The following is a 20,103-nucleotide window of genomic DNA, read 5'->3' on the forward strand; positions in this document are numbered from 1 at the left end:
ATGCGCACGGTCGCGCCGGCGTAGGCGGTCAATCGAACTCGTGCTGTCGCGCATCGGCCTCGAGCGGCGCGTCGTGGTAGCCGACCGTCGCGATCTCCTGCAGATAGCGCGCGAGAAACGCGCCGATCGATCCGGCGGCCTCGAATTGATGCACGTGACGGAATTCATGGGTCAGCAGGCGGCGCGTATCGTGCCCGCGCAGCACATACACCGCATGGCCGAGGGTCAGGCCGATCGTCCCCGGCGACAACAGCCCCGTGTCGCGGGCGATCGCGGCGAGCGTGGGCGTTTCGGGAAACGGCATGCGGTCGACGATCACCACGCGGATCCGCTCCGGCTGCGCGACGCCGACCGTGCGCGCGTCGTCGACTTGCGCCGGCGTCAGCGGCGCGCCCCGGGCGATCCCGCGCGCCGCCTCCGCTTCGGCCCATGCGACGGCGGCGGGCAGCGCGGACGGCAGGATATCGGCAAGGTCGATCATCGCGGGGCTCCTCGGTGACGTAGTGGCATCGGGCACCAGTTTAGTCCCGAATCAGCAGGGTTCGCGGGGCGGCTCTCGACACACCGGCCGGCGCGCCCCGGTCGCGGCAGTCATCCGGGAATACCCGGCCACGCACGCGTTCCGCATCGTACCCTTTCCCGTGGATTATTTCGTTTTGATGCACATTCCGCCTTCGGCTATCTCGAAAATTTCCCGGATGTGTACCGTTTTCGGATTCGGCGGAATATATTGGTCAGAAGAACAGCCGCGGCGGCAACCGGACAGCCGTTCGCGGCGTCATCCCGAAGAGGATCGCTAGAAGATGATCAGGGTAATTCTGGCTGACGATCACGCAGTCATGCGGGACGGACTGCGTTACATCCTGGAGATGGCCGGCGGTTTCGAAATTGTCGGCGAGGCGAGCGACGGCTCGGCCACGCTCGCGCTGGCCGAGCGCGCCGCCGCCGACGTGCTGCTGCTCGACCTGTCGATGCCCGCGCCGACCGGCATCGAGCTGATCCGGCTGCTCAAGCGCCACGCACCGTCGCTGCGCACGCTCGTGCTGACGATGCACGCGGAGGCGCAGTACGCGGCGCGTGCGTTCAAGGCCGGCGCAACCGGCTTCCTGACGAAGGACAGTGCCACCGCCGAGCTCGTCGAGGCCGTCGGCAAGGTTGCGGCGGGCGGCGTCTACGTGAGCCCGTCGGCGGCCGAAAGCCTCGCGCTCACGCTGCGCGCGCCGGCCGCGGCGCTGCCGCACGAACGGCTGTCCGCGCGCGAGCTCGACGTGATGCACCGCATCATCGCGGGCCAGACCGTCACGCAGATCGCGTCCGAACTCGCGCTGAGCGCGAAGACGGTCAGCACGTACAAGACGCGGATCCTCGAGAAGATGGAATTGCCGCACGAAGCCGCGCTGGTCCGCTACGCGGTGCGCCACGATCTCGACCCCGGCGTCGACGACGCATGACGGCCGCCCTTCACCTCCCGCCCGCGCCCCCGGACGACGACGAGCCGGACGCGTCGCGCCTGTTCATGTCGTCGCTGCCGCCACGCCGGCGCGAGCGGCGGCTCGCGCTCGCGACGGTCATCGTGTCGGCGATGTTCTTCGCCGCGCTCGCGCCGTTCGCGGGCGTGCCGCTCGCGCCGGGCTGGGCGTTCATCCCCGTGTATCAGTCGGCGATCGTCGTCAACGACATGGTGACGGCCGGCCTCCTGCTCGGCCAGTACGCGATCCTGCGCGAGAAATCGCTGCTCGTGCTCGCGGGCGGCTACCTGTTCACGGGCTTCATGGCCGGCACGCACATGCTGACCTTTCCCGGGCTGTTCGCGCCGACGGGCCTGCTCGGCGCCGGCGACCAGACCACCGCGTGGCTCTACCTGTTCTGGCACGGCGGGTTTCCGCTGGCGGTCGCCGCCTACGCGCTGCTGCGCGTGGCGTCACGCGCGCGTCCGGCCCCGATCCCGGTCTCGGCCCCGAAGCGCCGTGCAGCGATTCCGGTCACGCTCTGCATCGCCGCGGCGGGCGGCGCGACGGTCGCGCTCGCGCTGCTCGCGACCGCCGGCCACGACCTGCTGCCGCGCATCATGAACGGCAACCGGATGGCCGCGACGATGACGAACGCGATCACGGTCGTCTGGGGGCTGAACCTGGTCGCGCTGATGCTGATGTGGCGGCAGCGGCGCCACCATTCCGTGCTCGACCTGTGGGTGATGACCGTGCTCGTCGCGTGGCTGTTCGACATTGCGCTGTCGTCGATGCTGAATCACGGGCGCTACGATCTGGGCTTCTACGCGGGCCGCGCGTACGGTCTGGTCGCATCGGGTGTCGTGCTGTTCGCGATGCTGTTCGAGAACGGCCGGCTGCATGCGCAGACGGTGCGCGCGCTGGCCGGCGCGCGCTACCAGCATCTGCTCGTCGTGCAGAAGAGCGCGCAGCTGAACGATGCGAACGAGCGGCTCGAACAGCGCGTCGCCGCGCGTACCGCGCAACTGAGCGCGTCGAACCGCGACCTGCGCCGCGAAGTCGAGGAGCGCGTGCGCGCGGAGCGGGCGTTGCAGGCTTCGCGCGAGGAACTGCGCGAGATCGCCGCGATCAGCGCAACCGCGCGCGAAGCCGAGCAACGCCGCATCGCGCGCGAGCTGCACGACGAACTCGCGCAGACGCTCGCGACGCTGAAGAACGATCTCGAATGGCTGATCGACCACGTGCCGCAGGACGACGCGCCGCTTGCACGCAAGATCGCGACGATGCACACGCTGTCGCGCGGCGCGGTGGCCGCGACGCGCCGCATCGCGTCGGACCTGCGCCCGCTGATGCTCGACGATCTCGGTTTCGCCGCGGCGATGCAATGGCTCGTGGAAGATTTCCGGCACCGTCACGCGATCGTGTGCACGCTGCACGTCGACCCGCCCGAGCTGCAGCTCGACGAGCCGTATGCGACGGCCGTGTTCCGCATCGCGCAGGAAGCGCTCGCGAACGTCGCGCGGCACGCGGCCGCGTCGCATGCGAGCGTCGAACTCGTGTGCGGCGACGATGCGATCGCGCTGACGATTCGCGACGACGGCGCGGGATTCGATCCCGGCGTGCCACGCAAGTCGAGCTCGTTCGGGCTGGTGGGTTTGCGCGAGCGTGCATATCTCGTCGGCGGCACGCTGCAGATCACGACGACGCTCGGCGAGGGTACGACCGTCGAGGTGGATATTCCGCTGCCGCACGCACCCGTGGCGGTCGCGCATGGCGGGGATGGGGTTTCGCGGGGGTAGGTGCGGTGGCTTGCGGTAGCGCCGCGTCGCTGACGTGGTCAGTGGTAGTCGTCTTCGCGTTGATGACGTACGGCGAGGATCGTTACCTGCTCCGCACTTTCGATCTCGAACAACAGAACATAGCCTGATGTACCAAAGGACACGATCAATTCGCGCAGAAACGGATTGCTCTCGTCGATCTTGCGACAAGTGAACGGAAACAATCGCAGCATCGCGACGCCGCGTTCGATCGCCTCCAGGGCCCTCGCCGCCGCATCCAAATCACGTTCGAGAAGATATCGATACAGTCGAACCAGATCTTCACGCGCCGCTTGCGTATAGCGGACCGGGTAGCTCAATCAGCCGCCTTCGCCGCACGTGCGGCATTCAGCATGCTCTCAAGCTCGTTCTGCACATCCGCAGCATCGACGTATTCGCCGGTACGCCGCGCCTCGTCGCGCGACGCCAGGCCGCGTGTGACGAACTCGCGCTGCAGGCGCCGGCGCGCAATGCCATCACGCAACGCCGACTCCATGAACGCAGACAGCGTCTCGTTTTCTGCCAGAACCGATTCCGCCTCTTCACGCAGTTTCGGGTCGACTCGCAGCGCAGGCATCGTTGCTGTTTTCATCGCACACTCCATGCATTACATATGTAATGCATGATAGCACGTCAGCATGAGCCTGAAGAGTCGGCCATATGGAATAGTCGGCTTGCGAGGTGTTCTCATCCCTGCCCTCCATCCCGTTGCGCCGAGCGCCCGATGACAGAATCGGCACAGCGCTACAATCCACCGCCATCGCCGTCCGCACACTTCTCGCGCCAACGCGCCGGCCGCCCGAATCCCCCTTCACCACGATGAAAACCATCCTCACCTACGTACTCTGCTTCGTCGTCGTCGCGGCCGGCTGGCTGGCGGTATCGCTGCTGTGCTGGCCTGTCCTGCTTGCACTGCAGGCGCTGACGACCACCCTGTTCATCCCGCATCCGGCCGGCAGCTACGTCGGCCTCGGATTCGTGTCGACCGCGCGGCTGATGGATTTCCCGACCAGCTTCGTCGGCGCCTTGTCGGTGCCGTTCATGAATGTGCCGCTCGGGTTCATCGCGATCATCTGGTGGTTCGGCGTGTTGCTGATCGTGCCGTCCGCCTTCAAGCGTTACCGCACCAGGCCGCGCGGCCGCACATCGCGGGCCGTCCGGTGGCGCGCGGCCCGCTCGCTGCTGATCTTCACCGCCGTGCTCTTCGTCGTCGCGACGCCGTTCCTGCGGCGCTACGAAATCGTGACGCAGGATCACCTCTACGTGCGGCACCTGTTCGACTGGCACGAGCGCGCGTATCCGCTCGTGTCGCTGAAGGAGATCCACGTGGACATGCCCGAATACAACCGCGGCATCATCACGTGGGACTTCAGATTCGACGGCGACAACCGCTTCTCGACGACCGCGCCGGACATCGCCGCGCTCAAGTACCTGCTGTCGAACACGCACGCATCGACCAACTTCAAGGTCGTCGGGAACCAGGTGATGATGCGGTGACGCCGCGCGCGCTCACACCCGCGCCGCCACCATCCCCCGTTCCGAGCGCGTCCACGCGACCAGCGCACCGATCCCGAGCAGCGCGAGACACACGATCGGCACGATCATCGGCCCGAACGCGGTGCCCGTCACCTTGCCCGCGAACGGCATCAGGTTCTGGCTGAAGAAACCGCCGAGGTTGCCGATCGAATTGATCGCCGCGACGCTCGCGGCAGCACGCGCACCGGTGAAGTAGCGCGGCGGCATCGACCAGAAGCACGGATACAGCAGCGGGATGCATGCGCCGCCGAGCACGAGCGCGACGAAGCGCAGCGGCGTCGACGGCAGCACGAGACTCAGCAGGAAACCGAGCGCGCCGAGCGCCGCGACGATCGCGATCGTGCGCAGGATGCTCTTCGCGCGGCGCAGCTTCGCCGGCAGCCACACCAGCAGCAGCACCGCGAGCGCCCACGGCAGCATGCTCAGGAAGCCGTTCGTGGTGCTCGACACGCCGAACGATTTCACGAGCGTCGGCAGCCAGTACGTCACGCCGTACAGCGACGTCGACATCAGCATGTAGGTTGCCGCGAACAGCATCACGCGCGGATCGAGCAGCGCCTTCCACGGCTGCCCGTGCTCGGCCTGCGCGGGCTTCTCGCGTTCGAGCGCGGCCGCGACGATCTGCTTCTCGCGCTCGTCGAGGAACGGCGCCTCGCGGAACGATGCCGGCAGCACGCGGAACACGACGATCGCGACGATCACGGCCGGGATGCCCGTTGCAATGAACACCCACTGCCAGCCCGCCAGCCCCCACACGCCGTTCAGGCTCAGCAGCACGCCGCCGACCAGCGAGCCGAGCATGTTCGCGAGCGCGCTGCCGAGCGTGAAGATGCCGAGCACCTTCGCGCGGTAGCTCTGCGGAAACCACAGCGTCAGGTAGTAGATCACGCCCGGATAAAAACCGGCCTCGGCGATGCCGAGCAGGAAGCGCAGCGAGCAGAACGCGGGCATCGACGTCGTGAAACCCATCAGCACCGTGATGAGGCCCCACGTCAGCATGATCCGCGCGAGCCACACGCGCGCGCCGTAGCGATGCAGCGCGAGCGTGCTCGGTACCTCGAACAGCAGGTAGCCGATGAAGAACAGCGACGACGCGAGCCCGAACGCGGCCTCCGTCATCCCGAGGCTGTGCACCATCTGCAGTTTCGCGAAACCGACGTTCTGCCGGTCGATGAACGCGATCAGGAACATCACGACGAGAATGGGCAGCAGGCGCCGCGCCACCTTCGACATGATGCGCTGTTCTTCGGCGGACGCGGGGTCCAGTGTTTCGGTAGCGTTCACTGCAGGCTCCTTACGTGAATCGGTTGCGTGTCGGTTGAATCGGCGCCGTGCGCAACGAAGGCGCGGGCGCGGGATGTTTCGATGAATGGGGTCCGGCGCAGGCCGGCGGCGTTCAGCCCGACCGGTAGTCGTCGAGCATCGGCGCGAACATCTCGTGCCACGCGCGCGGCTTCGCCTTGATCGTGCCGGCCAGGTACAGGAATTCGACGTAGTCCATCAGCTGGTTCGGCCGCACCGAGAAACGCGTGTCGGGCGCGGCGAGCATCCGCATCACGTCGTCGTGCGACACGCCGACGCCCGACGACGCCGCATAAAGCGCGGCCGCCGCGCGCGGGTCCTGCGCGATCAGGCGGTTCGCTTCGTCGAGCGCGCCGAGAAACGCGGCGGCCAGCGCGGGCTCCGTATCGACGAGCCGCTTCGGCGCGAACACGACGTCGAGCGTGAGCGGCCCGAGCACGTCGACCGAGCTCACGACGCGGTGGATGCCCGGCTGCCGCAACTCGAGCGTCGAGAACGGCGGCGACGTGAAGTGCGCGGTGACGCCGTTCTCGCGGCGGATCAGCGCCTGCATCGCCTGCGGATGCGGCAGGTTCACGGTGATCGAATCGAGCTGTGCGAAGTGCGCGGGGCCGAGCTGCCGGCTCGCGACCATCTGCAGCACGACGGCCGACAGCGACGTGCGGATGCCGGGCACCGCGATCCGGTCGGACGGCGTGAAATCGCGCAGCGACACGAGGCCCGGACGGTTCGCGTTCAGCGACAGCGACGTGGTCGACAGCCCGCTGATGCCGATCACCTCGACATTCGGAATGCCGCGCGCCCGCGCCCACAGCTCGATGAAGCCCGGCGCGCCGGCGCCCGCGAAATCGAGCGTGCCGGCCATCATCGCGTCGTTGACGGAATTGCCGCCGTCGAGCAGCACCCAGTCGACCGCGACGTCGCGCACACCGTGCCGCGCCGCGTGCCGTTCGAACAGCCGCTGCTTCTCCATCACGAGCAGCGGCAGGTACAGCACGCCATAACCTTTCGAGATCCGGACCGTGCGCGGCTTCGCGCGCACGAACGACGGCGCGGCGAGCACGCCGAGCCCGGCGGCGATCAACGCGCGGCGGCGCGGCGACGTCGTCATGCGCGGGCCCCCGCGCGGCGGGCGGCAAACAGCGACGCGAAGGCCGGCGTCGTGCCGCGCCGCGCGTGCGTCGTGCCCGTGACATGCTGCATGTTGCCGTCTCCTTGAGTATTTCTGGTATTAATGCCGTCCTTGCGTGCTGCTTCCGGCTCGACACAGGTTATCGACCGAGTCTGAGAAAATGCTGACATCCCGTCCCCGGGAAAACCCCTAATTCACCTACCTGCAAAACGGCACCATGCGCATTCTCGTCGTGGAGGACGATGCCGAAATCGGCGCGGCGATCCGCAGCCGCCTGGCGCGGCTCGGCCACGCCGTCGATCTCGAAACCGACGGCGCGACCGCGAACGGGCTGCTGCGCGTCGAGCGCTTCGACCTCGTCGTGCTCGATGCGAACCTGCCCGGCATGGACGGCTTCGCGGTGCTGCGCAACCTGCGCGCGTCCGGCAGCACGACACCCGTGCTGCTCGTCACCGCGCGCTCGGCGATCGACGACCGCGTGAGCGGCCTCGGCTTCGGCGCCGACGACTATCTCGTGAAGCCGTTCGATTACCGTGAGCTTGATGCACGCGTGCAGGCGCTCCTGCGCCGCAACAGCGGCCATGCGAACGACGTGCTGATGCTCGGCGGCCTCGTGATCGACCGCAGCAGCCGCCTCGCGGAACTCGACGGCCAGCCGCTGTCGCTGTCGCGCCAGGAGTTCGCGCTGCTCGAAATCCTCGCGAGCCGCCCGCAGCGCATCTTCTCGAAGGAGGAACTGCTGAACCAGCTGTTCAGCTTCGGCAACGAGCCGACCGCGAACGCGGTCGAGCAGTACGTGACGCGCGTGCGCAAGAAGCTTCAGGGCAGCTCGGTCGAGATCCGCACCGCGCGCGGGATGGGGTACCAGATTGCCGCGCAATAACTGGTTCCCGAAGACGCTGTTCGGGCGCACGCTGCTCTTCATCGCGCTCGTCGTCGCGACCGGCGCGCTCGCGCTCGCGGCGATCGCGCGCTACTACGCAGGTGTCGCTGCCGAACGCGCGTACGACCAGTTGCTGGCCGGCGCGTCGATCCAGGTCGCGGAGAACCTCTACGTGCAGGGCGGCGTGCTCGCGCTGAATCCACCGGTGGCCGCGCTGTCGACGCTGTCGCGCTACGACCTCGTCTACTACAAGGTCGTCGATTCGCGCGGCATCGTCGTGGCCGGCTACAACGACCTCTCGAGCACCGCGACGCTCGCCGCCGCGAAACAGGGCCCCGCGTTCGCGAACGCCGTCTACCAGGGCCACCGCATCCGCACCGCGACCATCGCGCGCTACATGCCCGAGGAAAGCACGCCGGGCTGGGCGCTCGTGACCGTTGCGCAAACCACCAACGCGCGCCAGCAGCTCACCAACGACATGAGCATCAAGGTGTGGACGCTGATCCTGCTGATGAGCGTGCTCGCGATCGTGGCGAGCGGCTTGGCGATCCGGCACGGCCTGCGTCCGCTCGCGCAGATCGGCACGATCATCGCCGCGCGCGACCCGGCCGACCTGCGGCCCGTGGCCGTCGACACGCCGAGCGAGATCGACGCGATCATCGGTTCGATCAACGGGCTGATGCACCGCCTTGCCGAGCGGATCAACGCGATGCAGCGCTTCATCGCCGATGCCGCGCACCAGATGCGCACGCCGCTCGCGCGGCTCGACGCGCAGATCGAGCTGCTCGACGGCGAGTCCGATCCCGCGCGCCACGCGGCGCGCCTCGACGCGCTACGCGCGACCTGCGCGGATGTCGGCCGACTCACCGGCCAGCTGCTCAATCATGCGATGGTGATCCATCGCACCGAGGCCGTGCCGCTGCAGCCCGTCGAACTCGTCGCGCTCGCGAAGGACGTGCTCGGCCGCACGATTCCGCTCGCGGGCGAGCGCGATGTGGCGGTCGCGTTCGCGAGCGACGCGCCGCTCGCATGGATCGACGGCGACGCGATCAGCCTGCAGGAAGCGCTGTCGAACGTGCTGCACAACGCGCTGCTGCACGGTCATGCGGACGACATCGTCGTATCGGTCGCGACCACGGGCAACCCCGACGGCGCGGTCACGCTGACCGTCACCGACAACGGCCGCGGAATTGCGCGCGAGCACTGGGATGCGGCACTGCAACCGTTCGTGCGGATCGCACCGGACGGCAGCGAGCGGCGCACGGGGTCGGGCCTCGGGCTCGCGATCGTGCAGGAAGTGATGAAGGCGCACGGCGGGCGCGTCGGGTTCGCGTTTCCCAAAACGGGCGGGTTTGCGGTCGTGCTGACGTTTCCGCGCGCGGCGGGGCACGCGGACGGCACCGGCAAACTCCGCGAACGGCCAGCCGCCTGAGCAGGTTTCCGCCGCGCGGCATCGGTTCGCCGAACACTGGCACCTCAACCTGTCCGGACGATCCAGGCAGCTCATGACTGTGCCCGACGTTTCAGGGGACTGTTTCGGATCGTGGTGCCATGACCGCTTTGTCAATCACTCGCGCGCAATGTCATAGGCAATCCGAAAACCCGTGTGTCCGGTAGACGTATCCCGCGGTCGCCCCGTCCGGGCGGCGATGCGGTAGCGATAGCAGTAGTCGCGATGACACAGATACGAACCGCCTTTCAGCGTATGCTCCCGCTCCGCGAGCGCCTGACGGTTCCGGGCCTTTCCCGCGCTCGACAGCGACTGCGTCGCGAACGGATCGGCACACCATTCCCAGACATTGCCGCTGCAGTTGTACAACCCGGCGGGATTCGGCGAAAACGCATCGACCCGAACCGTGCCGGCGTAACCGTCCGGCGACGTGTTGAGATGGGGAAACACGCCGTGCCAGATATTGCAGCACTGCATCTCGTCGGACGGCTCTTCATCCCCCCACGGATACCGGCGCGCTTGCGCGCCCCCTCTTGCCGCATGCTCCCACTCGGCCTCGGTCGGCAGCCGACCGCCGCACCACGCCGCAAACGCGCGGGCGTCGTTCCACGACACGTGGACCACCGGATGCTGCTCGCGTCCCGCCATCGACGAACCGGGCCCCTCCGGCGCCGCCCAACTGGCGCCATCGATCGCCAGCCACCACGGTGCGTCCGCGACCCCCACGAGATGGTCCGCGGACACGGAGGACGATCGAAACACGTAGCTCCAGCCGATGCGCTCGGCTTCCGTCAGATAGCCGGTCGCGGCGACGAACTCCGCGAACCGCGCATTCGAAACGGCATAACGATCCATCCCGAAGGCGCGCAACGTGACGCGCCGCCGCGGCCCCTCGCCGTCAGCCTTGATGACGGGGGTATCCGTGCCGACCCAACTCCTGCCTGCTTCGAACCAGACGATGTCCCGGCTCGACGGCACACCGGCGCCTGTACTGTGGGCGCCGGACGCGGATGCATGCGCCGAGACTGCCGACAGTTGCTGGCGCTGTCCCGCTCCGGGACAGCACGATCGATGCTTCTCGCTGCTCAATTTTTCTCCCCGCTGGACAACCCGTTCCTCGTGTTTGCCGGCCACTGCATGCCGGATCCCGACATGCGTGGCACGTCAACCGCCCGACGTCGACCCGGCCGGGGCCGCGCGCTTGCGCTCGACCTCGGCGCGCATCGCCTGCGCCTGGACAGCCAGGTGCGAGCGCAACCGTTCGGCTCGATCCGCGTGGCTGCGGGCCAGAAGCTGCGCGCCCCCGATCGCGCCTTGGGGCGGCAAACCCAGCCGCGCGTATTGCTCCTGCGGCGCGTCGTTGGCCCGCATCAGATCGCGCATGAGTTCGGCCATCCGCAATTCGACCGACTCGTCGTACAGCGGCCGCTCCTGTCGCGGATCGTCATCCAGATCGAACAGCAGCGTCCCCGAACGGTACGCGTATCCGATGGGCCGGCTCGCGATCTTCATCGTCCTCACTCCCTTCGAAAACGAAAAGGGTTCCGACAATTCGATATCGCGCAGTTCGTCGACACTGAACATCTCCCGCATGTGCGTCGGCATCAACGTGTATTCATACAGCGGTTCGTTACGGTCCGGGTCGGGGCCAGAGCGCATGTACACGTAACGCCCGTCCGTCACGTTGACCTGCTCGCCATGCATGCCGAACAACGCGGCCTGTCGAACGGGAACGTCGTCGTCGATCGTTTTCCCGAGTGATCGGCCCTGCATGTCCGGCGTGGGTTGCAGACCGAAGAAATCGAGCAGCGTCGGCGCCATGTCGATCATCTGAACGAGGGACTGGCGCCGCACGCCCGTCCGACGAGACCGCGGATCCCAAATGAAGAGCGGCGTGTTGGCGAGTTCGTTGAACCACGGCTGGACCGTCTTCGCCCACCACCCGTGTTCGCCGAGCATGTATCCGTGGTCGGTACAGACAATGAGCATCGTGTCGCGCCATAGATCCAGCTCGTCCATCAGGTCGAGGATCCGCCCGAGCGAGTGGTCGCACATCGACACGAGCGACGCGTACCCGGCTTGCGCCGTACGAATGTCGCCGTCCGTCTCGCCGGCGGAGACCGGGCCGTAAGGCGGCCAGTCGAAGTGCACGTCGCCTCGATCGCACGGATAAAGGTCGCGATACTTCGGATAACTGGCAAACGGCTCGTGCGGATCGAACGTCTCGATCTGCAGGAACCACGAATCCTTGTCGTGATTCTTCCTCAGGAACGCTTCCCCCGCATCGAATGTCAGCGTTTGCGGATGAAGATCCTCGGTCGGGTAATACTGGCGATTCACGAAATCCTGCCGCGCGGATTTCTCCTTCAGCGCGCCTTTGAGCCGGGCCGGCATCGGGGGCTGCCCCAGCTCCGCCTTCCATGGATCGCCCTCCTGCCCCCGAAAGAATTCCCAACTGCTGTATCGCGTGTGATAGGTCGCGCCGCCATCTTCCCAGTAGTGCGGATGATCGCTCGCCAGATGAGCGTGAATGCCCTTCTTGCGGAGCATGTCGGGCATCGAATCGTCGAACGGCTCCAGCGGCCCCCAGCTTCGATGCAGAAAGTTGTAGCGTCCGGTGTGCAGTTCCCTGCGCGCCGGTATGCAAGCCATGCTGCCGATATAGCAGTTGTCGAAGGTCGCGCTGCGTTCGGCGAGCCGTTGGAAATTCGGTGCGTTGACCCATGTGTTGCCGTACGGCGGCAGCATGTGCCGGTTCAGGCTGTCGTACATGACGAGTATGGCTTTCATGATCGGTTCAATTCTCTTTGCGTTCGATTCGTTGCGGGTGGCTCGTTCCGTCGGGCTTGCGCGTCGTCTCGCTCACGCGCGTCGTGCCGCCTGGACGGCCGCGCCCACTTGCGTGATGCGCGGCATTCGATGAATGAAGGGTTCCCGTCTTACCGGGCTTGCGGATTGATGCGGAGCCGATTGCGTACCTCGCTGACACCCGGCACGCGTTGCGCGACCGACGCGGCGAGTGCGGCCTGCTCGGCATCCGCGACTTCCCCGGACAACGTGACGACACCGGACCGCGCGAAGATGAGCAGACGGCTCGAATCCAGGCGCTTCGTTCGAGCCAGCGCACCCGCCACCTGTTTGCGCAACCGTCGGTCTGCTGCCTTCGTCACTTTGCGCGACTCGCTGCCCGACGCCGACGCAGGCGTCGATGCCGCCACGCCCTGCGACTCCTGAGCCGCCGCACTCAACGCAATCATCACCATCATCGATGCCACGATGTACCGGCATCCCGTTCTGCGAACCTGCATGTCGTTTCTCCCGTGATTCCCCGGCGTCGCCCTCGCACCTTGCGCCGCGACGCCGCTGGCAATGCCTCTAGAACTGCGTCATGACGCCGATCGAGACGCCGCTCACCGTGCGCCCGTCGGGACGCAGATTCAGTGCCGAAACGTTCGTCGGATCCTTCTTGTAAGCACCCGAAAACCCGTTCCGGTCGAACTCCACATAGAGCTCCGACCGTTTCGACAGGAAATACTCGAGCATCGCGTACGAAGTCACCTTGCGGCCATCGGCCCCGGCAACGTTTTTCAGGTTGCTGGCCATGTCGTAATAGGTGGCGCCGGTGAACTGCAAGGCCGGGGTGATCTGGTAGACGATGCCCGCCCCGGGGATGTTGTCCCGCCGCTCGCTGCCGCTAGCACTCGCCGCGGAGACCGCCAGTGCGCTGTAGCTCAGATAAAGCCGCGTCGGCCCGAGTTGCCATGTCGCGCCGCCCATTGCGGTTTGCGCCCACTGGTTGGTGGTGGCGCTGTAAGTCTTCTGATACGCGGCCGCAAGCAGCAGCGTGCGGAACTGGTAGCTGGTGCCGATCGCCAGATTCGTTCCCGCGTGCCAGTCGCCGGCCACGCCTCCCGGCGAATAGCTGGCTCTCAGCGTGAATCCCCCGAGTCGGCCGACGTATTTGACCGTGTTGTTGAAGCGCGCATCGAGCGTAAAGAAATTGCCGCCCCAGACAATACCCGGCGAAATCGCGAGCGACGGGCCGTTGGCCTGGTTCGGATCGAGCTGAACGCCGATATCTTCAGCCGCGTTCAGTTGACGTCCCAGCGTCAAACGCCCGAATCCCCCCTCCAGTCCGACATATGACCTCTGCGAGAAAAGCGTACTCGACGTTTTCAACGCGCCCGTGCCCAGATTGAATCCGCTCTGCAGCAGAAAGACGGCCCTCACGCCACCGCCCAGGTCTTCCTTGCCCGTGAAGCCGACGGTATTGCCCGCCATCGGATTGTTGTCGAATCCGACTTGCTGCCCGCCCTTTCCGCCATCCGTCCATCGAACGCCGCCGCCGACCGTGCCGAACAGCGTCACGCTCGACTGCGCGTGCGCCGTGCCGGTAACCGCGAGCGCAATCACGCCCCAAGTCAGTCTCCTCACCACGCCACTCCTTTAATAATCAATAATCCTTATTAAATTACCGGCTTAACCGGAAGGCATCGAACCAGGCTTCTCCGAGCCCTATACGAGCCGGACGCGAATCGATTCCTGACGTACCGCCTTCGCGTCCGGTTGTTTCTTATCGATCTGCTTGCGTTTGCCACTCCCCTGGTCGCGGCAAGTCGACGGAAGGGAAACGGACACCTTTCGCGGCGGGCAGGACGTCAGCCGTTTCGACTTGCCAACGCAGCAGGCGCTCCAGCAACCGGGCCTCGACGTCGGAAAATTCAGGGGCCCCCGCCAGGTTGGTCGTCTCGCCGGGATCCGTCGTTCGACGATACAGTTCAGGCGCCTCGTAGAGTCGCCACACATAGGTCCATTCCGGCGTCCGGATGACCGCGGCCTTGCCCACGGTTTCGGGCTGCCCGCTTTGCAGTTTCGCCTTGATGTCGTACGGAAAACCCGCCTGTTCGAAATGATCGACTTCCCGGGTCAGGAAACCGCCCTCGCTGAATACCTGCTCCCGATGCGTCTCCCCGGCCACCAGGAGGCAGGGCGCGAAGCTCTTCCCGTAGTGCGCATGCGTCGCCTCGAGGCCGGCCAGCTCGAGCAGCGTGGGAAACACGTCGATCATCTCGACCATCGCGCTCGAGGTCGTGCCGGCCACGCCCGGCCCGGACGCGCCGGATACGATGAGCGGATTGCGCAACAGACATTCGTGCACGCCCGACGGCCACTTCTCGGCGAGCCCGAAGTCCCCGATGTATTCGCCATGGTCCGAGAAGAACGTGGTAATCAGGCGCCCCGGCTCGGTGACGCGGCCAGCCGCTTCCATCACGCGGCCGACGTGGTGATCCAGTCTCGACACCATGCCGTAGTACACGGCGCGCAGCTCCCGCCATTGCGCGTCGGTGAGGCGATCCCATCCATGCGCTTTGGCCAGCGCATCGACGTAACCCGGCATTCGGCCGCGTCCGACCGCGCGGTCCGGCACCGCGGCGCGGTCGTACATCGAGAACCACGGCTCCTCTGCCTCGAACGGCGGATGCGGCGCGAACAGCGGGACATACAGCACCCAAGGTTCGCGCGGCGGAGAGGCGAGCCAATGCTCTGCCGTGCGAATCACCACTTCGTCGTATTCGATGGCGGCTTGCTCCTGCGAACGCTGCCCTCGATAAAACGCCCGCACCATCGGGTCCGCAGGGTCCCCTTGGGCCTTGCTCCGCAGGAATTCCGCCGCGCTTCGCCGCGTTTCTTCCGGCAGGAAGCCATGTTCATGCGCCGAGCGTTCGGTCGCGCCGGCCGCGAACGAGTCGCCGCGACCGCCGGCGATCGCGACGTGATAGCCGCTTTCCTTGAATACGCGCAGGAAATTCGGCTCGTCCGGCCCGAGCAGATGACCGAGCGTTCGATGTCCGGCAACGTGCGGATACTGTCCCGACAGAAACGAGACGCGCGACGGCGAACAGACACTGTGCTGTCCGAACGCCTGCGTGAATGCAACGCCGTCGGCGGCGAGCCGGTCCAGGTTCGGGGTGAGGACGGGTGTCTCGGGATGGATCGCGTGAACACAGTCCGCACGCAACTGGTCCGCAACGATGATGACGAAATTGGGCTTCGTAGTCATGAAATGTCCGGTAGCAAAACACGAGTCGATGTCAGCGAACTGACCTGATTGCGGTAATGACGACCGCGCCGAGCAACGTCGCGCAACCTGCCGCGATGAACAGCGCGTCGAATCGGATGGCGCCGCCCGGCGTCGTCAGCCAGGTGGCACAAAGGGAAAGGGCAAGCTGGGGAACGACGTTCGCGAGATGGAACACACCCATGTCCTTGGCCGCGGCGTTGCGGTCGGGCAGCACTTCGGTCACCAACGCAAGGTCGACGGCCAGGTACGCGCCCTGTGCCACGCCCATCCATGCGATCACAACCAGCATTTGCGAGAACGTCGCGCAGTACACGAGCGCGGGAAACCCGAGCGCCATCCCGATGCCCGCCCCGATCACGAAGACCTTGCGGCGCCGCAGACGGTCCGACAAGCGACCGAACACCAGGGCACTGGCCGTCATGGCCGTCGTGGCCACCAGCAGGCACACGAACATCGCGTGAGGCGTCTCTTTCGCAGACAGGCCGATTCGATCCCGCAGATAGAACAGCAGGTAGTACTGCAAACTGCTTACACCGAACAACACCAGCGCGCGCGACAGCCACGCGATCGCGAAGTCCGGATGCCTGACCGGATTGGTCCAGAAACTCGACGCCAGCTGCCGCCACCGCAGCGGTTGCACCTGGCTTTCGTCCAGCCGCCTGTCGTCGGCCAGCACGACGAAGCAGGCAATGGCCGCCAACGCGATCGCACCCTGCATCAGCGCGATCGAAACGAGATCGGGGGCCAGTTGCCTCGCGATCCCGACGCCCAGGAGAATGCCGATCGGTGGCGTGAATCCGACGATCGACGAATAGAGGCCCAGCTTGGCGGACCGGACCTGATCCGGCAGCACCGCATTGAGGCCGCTCAAGGTCGAATTGAAGGTCAACGCCATCAGCCCCCATCCGAGCGCGAGTTGCGCGGGGGTGCGAGCGGTCGCCAGGATCGCCATCGCGCCAAGTCCCCCCAGCATGCCGCCCAGGATCCACGGTTTGCGCATTCCCCAGCGCGATCGCGTGTGATCGCTCAGCACACCGAATATCGGCTGGGCGATCAGGCCGATGAACGAGCCGATGCCGAGCGCCCGCGCCAGCACGGTTGCCTTGTCGGTCGGCGCAATCCTTTCCGCCAGCATCGGCAGGATCATCATCGGATACGGCAACATCGCCAGCCAGACGCCGACGAAAGCGACCGTCAGCGTCACGCCGAGATACCGGTTGCCCTCTTTGCGGGCCGATACACACATCAATTCGTCCATACCCTCTCCATTCATCGTCGAATGACGGCCCGCGCCCGCGGCACCGCCGTCCGCTCAGCGCCCGAACATCCGCCCGTCGAGATGCACCGCTCCCGCGATCGCATGATCGGTCGCCGCGCGCGCCAGCGCGACGCGATACGTGCCGTCCACGATCCGCCACTGCCCGACCTGCCCGTCGAACCGGGCCAGCAGGCGCGGATCGACCGTCAGCGACACGCGGACGGATTCGCCCGCGCGCAGCGTCACGCGCTCGAAGCCGAGCAGCCGCATGCACGGCGCGCCGCACGCATCCGTCAAATAGAGCTGCGGAACGTCGTCGCCGTCGCGCGTGCCCGTGTTGGTTACCGTGAAGCGCGCCGTCACCGTGTCGCCGCCGTCAAGCCGCAGGTCGTCGTACGCGAAACGCGTATAGCTCAGGCCGAAACCGAAGCCGAAGCGCGGCGGCCGGCCCGTCTTCGCAAACCAGCGATAGCCGACCTCCGCGCCCTCGTGGTAATGCACATCGATCGGCGTGCCGAGTTCGACGTCCGCGCCTGGCAGCACCGGATGCGGCGTATCCGCGATATCGGCCGGGAACGTGACCGGCAGGCGGCCCGACGGATTGACGCGGCCCGTCAATATTTCCGCGATCGCCTGCGCACCCGCCTGACCCGGATACCACGCCTGCACGATCGCGGCGACTTCGCCGCTCCACGGCATCGCGACCGGGTTGCCGGTCTGCAGCACGACGACGGTATCGGGGTTCGCGCGCGCCACCGCGTCGATCAGCGCATCCTGTCCGAACGGCAGCGTCATGTCGGGGCAGTCGAAACGCTCGCCTTCGTGACGGATCGCGTTGACGATCACGACGTCGGCGCGGCGCGCCAGCGCGACGGCGTCCGCGACGTGCGCACCGCTGTCGTATTCGACGATCGCGTCCGGCAGTTGCGCGCGCAACGCCGCGAGCGGCGACGCGCCGCCGAAGCACATCGCGGTCGGCCCGAGCAGCGGATGACTCCGCATCGGCACGACCGCCGTATAACCGCCCTGCGGCATCACCTGGCTGGAGCCCGATCCGGACAGCACGCCCGCCTGTGCCAGGCCCCCGATCACGGCAATGCGTCGCGCGGCTTTCGCGAGCGGCAGCACCTGCCGCGCGTTCTTCAGCAGCACGATGCCCTCGCGGGCGATCTGCAACGCGACCGCATCGTGCGCGGCGAAATCGACCGGCTCCGGCGCACGCTCGCGGTCGATGCCGACTGCATAACAGGAGCGCAGGATCCGCGTCACCATCTCGCCGATGCGCGCCGGCGGCACCTTGCCTTCGTCGTATGCGCGCCGCAGCGGCGCGTTGAACCACTCGGCCTCGTCGAGTTGCGCGCCCGAGTGCTGGTCGAGGCCCGCGAGCGCGAACTCCCAGCCGTACACGGCGCGCCAGTCCGACATGATCCAGCCCTTGAAGCCCATCGCGTCCTTCACGACATCCTGCAACAGATGCCGGTTGCCGCTCGCATACGCGCCGTTGACCAGGTTGTAGGCGGCCATCAGCGAGCCGGGCTGCCCCTCCTCGATCGCGATCTGGAACGCGAGCAGGTCACTCTCGCGATGCGCGTCGGGATCGATGACGGCGTTCAGGAAGAACTTGTTGGTCTCGCTGGCATTGAGCGACACGTGCTTGAGCAGCGCGATCACGCCCTCGCGCTGCGTACCCGCCACGAGGCGTCCGCCGATCCGCCCGGACAGCAGCGGGTCTTCCGACACATATTCGAAGTTGCGACCGTTGCGCACGTCGCGCACGAGATTGATGCCGCCGCCCAGCGCGACGTTGAAGCCGCGCGCGCGCGCCTCCTTGCCGATCGCCGCGCCCATCCGGCGCGCCAGCGCCGGGTGGAAGGTCGCGCCAAGTGCCAGCCCGGCCGGGAACGCGGTCGCGCGCTCGTCCGGGGTTTCGGTATGTCGCAGGCCGAGGCTGGTGTCGGCCAGCTTCAGCGCCGGCACGCCGAGACGCGGCACGCCGCCGACATAACCGGCGATGACGGGCAGGTCGGCCGGCACGCGCGGCTCGCGGCCGGTGCGGCCGAAGACCCGCACCATCAGGCTGTAGAGCAGCGAAAACCTCTCGTCGTCGGTCATGCGGGCTTCGGTTTCTCGCGCACGCGCGTCGGGGTCAGAGTCAGGGCGACCCGCCGGCGCAGCGCTTTCGCCGGCCGCGATTGCGCCCGAACACGCGGGAGATTCGATGGGAGTCTGCAGTGGGGTCGAGGATTTCATCACGCGTTGCTTCGAATGAATGGGACCGGCCGACACCCGCTTGCGCCGTCAGCCGAACAGTTCCTGCCAAATAATTATCCGAGTGGATAATTATTGTTTTGGGCGTGCATGTCAAGCGTGCAAAGGCGGTATCGACGGCGGGGTTTTCCCCGACCCGCGCGGGCCACGATGTCGCGCCGGCGCGCGGGATCGGACCGGAACGACCCGTTGCGGCCAATCCGGCCGGACGGCACAATCCGGGGATTCGATCGAGGACAGGACAGATGCAGATTGCCCGGCAGGCGCAGCAGGAACGCAGCGAACAGACCCGTTCGGAAATTCTGGGCATCGCGCTCGAACAGTTCTCGACCCGCGGTTTCGACGCGGTCAGCGTGCGCGACATCGCGGACGCGGCCGGCGTGAACCACGCGATGATCCGCTACTACTTCGGCAACAAGGAGAACCTGTGGCGCGCCAGCGTGACGCAGTTGTTCGACCGGTTCATGGAGGGCGTGGCGCTGCCGGACCCGGCGTCGGACGCGTTCTCGATCGATGCCGTCAAGCAATACATCCGCAACTACGTGCGGTATTGCGCCGCGCATCCCGAGCATGCGCGGCTGATGATGCAGGAAGCCAATCGCGATTCGGAACGCCTGCAGTGGATGGCGGAAACCTTCGTGCGGCCGCGCCACGACCGCTCGGTGCCGCTGATCCGCTACGTCAGCGAGACGACCGACGGGCTCGCGCGGATCGACCCGGTCGTGCTGCTGTACATGATTACCGCGATCGCGCAGGTGCCCTACCTGCTGACGGCGGAAATGCGCTATGCGCACGGCATCGACGCGCTCGACGAGAAAGCGATCGATGCGCATTGCGACGCCGTCGTCGCGTTCATCTTCCGCTGAGCGGCCCGGCGTGCGTGCGGCAAGCCGCGCCGGCGCCACGGTGCGGCATCGACGCGCGCCG

Annotated in this window: 18 protein-coding genes; 6 read left to right on the forward strand and 12 right to left on the reverse strand. The window is 66.7% G+C overall.

Features of this window, described 5'->3' with window-relative positions; translation table 11 throughout:
* Window positions 1–28 precede the first annotated feature (28 nt).
* Complete coding sequence (locus ACTRWB_RS02215; protein ID WP_446900771.1) at window positions 29–481, reverse strand: hypothetical protein; 453 nt, start codon at window positions 479–481, stop codon at window positions 29–31.
* Window positions 482–803: 322 nt separating this feature from the next.
* Between ACTRWB_RS02215 and ACTRWB_RS02220 the strand changes: the two genes are divergently transcribed.
* Together ACTRWB_RS02220 and ACTRWB_RS02225 are read left to right on the forward strand one after the other, a co-directional pair.
* Window positions 804–1,451, forward strand: a complete 648-nt coding sequence (locus tag ACTRWB_RS02220; RefSeq protein ID WP_193101242.1) for a response regulator — start codon at window positions 804–806, stop codon at window positions 1,449–1,451.
* The gene (locus ACTRWB_RS02225; RefSeq protein WP_446900772.1) at window positions 1,448–3,247 is read left to right on the forward strand and encodes an MASE4 domain-containing protein; all 1,800 of its coding nucleotides are present in this window, start codon (window positions 1,448–1,450) and stop codon (window positions 3,245–3,247) included. The genes ACTRWB_RS02220 and ACTRWB_RS02225 overlap by 4 nt, the downstream gene beginning before the upstream one ends.
* Window positions 3,248–3,285: 38 nt before the next feature.
* Here ACTRWB_RS02225 and ACTRWB_RS02230 read toward each other — a convergent pair whose 3' ends face one another.
* On the reverse strand, window positions 3,286–3,585 hold the full coding sequence (locus ACTRWB_RS02230) for a type II toxin-antitoxin system RelE/ParE family toxin (protein ID WP_446900773.1): 300 nt from the start codon (window positions 3,583–3,585) through the stop codon (window positions 3,286–3,288).
* Window positions 3,582–3,857: a YlcI/YnfO family protein gene (locus tag ACTRWB_RS02235; protein ID WP_446900774.1), complete on the reverse strand. Its 276-nt coding sequence runs from the start codon at window positions 3,855–3,857 to the stop codon at window positions 3,582–3,584. Before ACTRWB_RS02235 ends, ACTRWB_RS02230 begins: the two co-directional genes overlap by 4 nt.
* A gap of 227 nt (window positions 3,858–4,084) precedes the next feature.
* Here ACTRWB_RS02235 and ACTRWB_RS02240 point away from each other — a divergent pair, with 227 nt between their 5' ends.
* Entirely contained in the window at window positions 4,085–4,762 is a 678-nt protein-coding gene (locus tag ACTRWB_RS02240; protein WP_446900775.1) for a hypothetical protein, read from the forward strand.
* Between the two features lie 12 nt (window positions 4,763–4,774).
* Here ACTRWB_RS02240 and ACTRWB_RS02245 read toward each other — a convergent pair whose 3' ends face one another.
* Window positions 4,775–6,085, reverse strand: coding sequence for an MFS transporter (locus ACTRWB_RS02245; protein ID WP_129516607.1), 1,311 nt, complete (start codon window positions 6,083–6,085; stop codon window positions 4,775–4,777).
* A gap of 112 nt (window positions 6,086–6,197) precedes the next feature.
* Window positions 6,198–7,214, reverse strand: coding sequence for an ABC transporter substrate-binding protein (locus tag ACTRWB_RS02250; RefSeq protein ID WP_419687838.1), 1,017 nt, complete (start codon window positions 7,212–7,214; stop codon window positions 6,198–6,200).
* 238 nt (window positions 7,215–7,452) lie between these two features.
* On the opposite strand from ACTRWB_RS02250, the gene ACTRWB_RS02255 reads away from it, so the two are divergent.
* Together ACTRWB_RS02255 and ACTRWB_RS02260 are read left to right on the forward strand one after the other, a co-directional pair.
* Complete coding sequence (locus tag ACTRWB_RS02255; RefSeq protein ID WP_446900776.1) at window positions 7,453–8,118, forward strand: response regulator transcription factor; 666 nt, start codon at window positions 7,453–7,455, stop codon at window positions 8,116–8,118.
* Window positions 8,105–9,550: a sensor histidine kinase gene (locus ACTRWB_RS02260; protein ID WP_446900777.1), complete on the forward strand. Its 1,446-nt coding sequence runs from the start codon at window positions 8,105–8,107 to the stop codon at window positions 9,548–9,550. Before ACTRWB_RS02255 ends, ACTRWB_RS02260 begins: the two co-directional genes overlap by 14 nt.
* A gap of 135 nt (window positions 9,551–9,685) precedes the next feature.
* Here ACTRWB_RS02260 and ACTRWB_RS02265 read toward each other — a convergent pair whose 3' ends face one another.
* The 7 genes from ACTRWB_RS02265 to ACTRWB_RS02295 all read right to left on the reverse strand — a co-directional run bounded on the left by ACTRWB_RS02265 (window position 9,686) and on the right by ACTRWB_RS02295 (window position 19,020).
* Window positions 9,686–10,657, reverse strand: coding sequence for a formylglycine-generating enzyme family protein (locus ACTRWB_RS02265; protein WP_446900778.1), 972 nt, complete (start codon window positions 10,655–10,657; stop codon window positions 9,686–9,688).
* A gap of 75 nt (window positions 10,658–10,732) precedes the next feature.
* A complete protein-coding gene (locus ACTRWB_RS02270; protein WP_446900779.1) occupies window positions 10,733–12,358 on the reverse strand; it encodes a sulfatase in 1,626 nt (541 codons plus the stop codon).
* 149 nt (window positions 12,359–12,507) lie between these two features.
* Complete coding sequence (locus ACTRWB_RS02275; RefSeq protein WP_446901400.1) at window positions 12,508–12,834, reverse strand: BON domain-containing protein; 327 nt, start codon at window positions 12,832–12,834, stop codon at window positions 12,508–12,510.
* A gap of 109 nt (window positions 12,835–12,943) precedes the next feature.
* Window positions 12,944–14,002 (reverse strand): porin, encoded by a 1,059-nt coding sequence (locus ACTRWB_RS02280; protein ID WP_446900780.1) that lies wholly within the window; start codon window positions 14,000–14,002, stop codon window positions 12,944–12,946.
* 139 nt (window positions 14,003–14,141) lie between these two features.
* A complete protein-coding gene (locus ACTRWB_RS02285) occupies window positions 14,142–15,629 on the reverse strand; it encodes a sulfatase-like hydrolase/transferase (protein ID WP_446900781.1) in 1,488 nt (495 codons plus the stop codon).
* A 31-nt stretch (window positions 15,630–15,660) separates the two neighbouring features.
* Window positions 15,661–16,908, reverse strand: coding sequence for an MFS transporter (locus ACTRWB_RS02290; protein WP_446900782.1), 1,248 nt, complete (start codon window positions 16,906–16,908; stop codon window positions 15,661–15,663).
* A 54-nt stretch (window positions 16,909–16,962) separates the two neighbouring features.
* Window positions 16,963–19,020 (reverse strand): beta-glucosidase, encoded by a 2,058-nt coding sequence (locus ACTRWB_RS02295; RefSeq protein WP_446900783.1) that lies wholly within the window; start codon window positions 19,018–19,020, stop codon window positions 16,963–16,965.
* Between the two features lie 401 nt (window positions 19,021–19,421).
* On the opposite strand from ACTRWB_RS02295, the gene ACTRWB_RS02300 reads away from it, so the two are divergent.
* Complete coding sequence (locus ACTRWB_RS02300; RefSeq protein ID WP_193101255.1) at window positions 19,422–20,042, forward strand: TetR/AcrR family transcriptional regulator; 621 nt, start codon at window positions 19,422–19,424, stop codon at window positions 20,040–20,042.
* The last annotated feature ends 61 nt before the right edge of the window (window positions 20,043–20,103 follow it).

This window comes from Burkholderia sp. YIM B11467 (assembly GCF_052952715.1).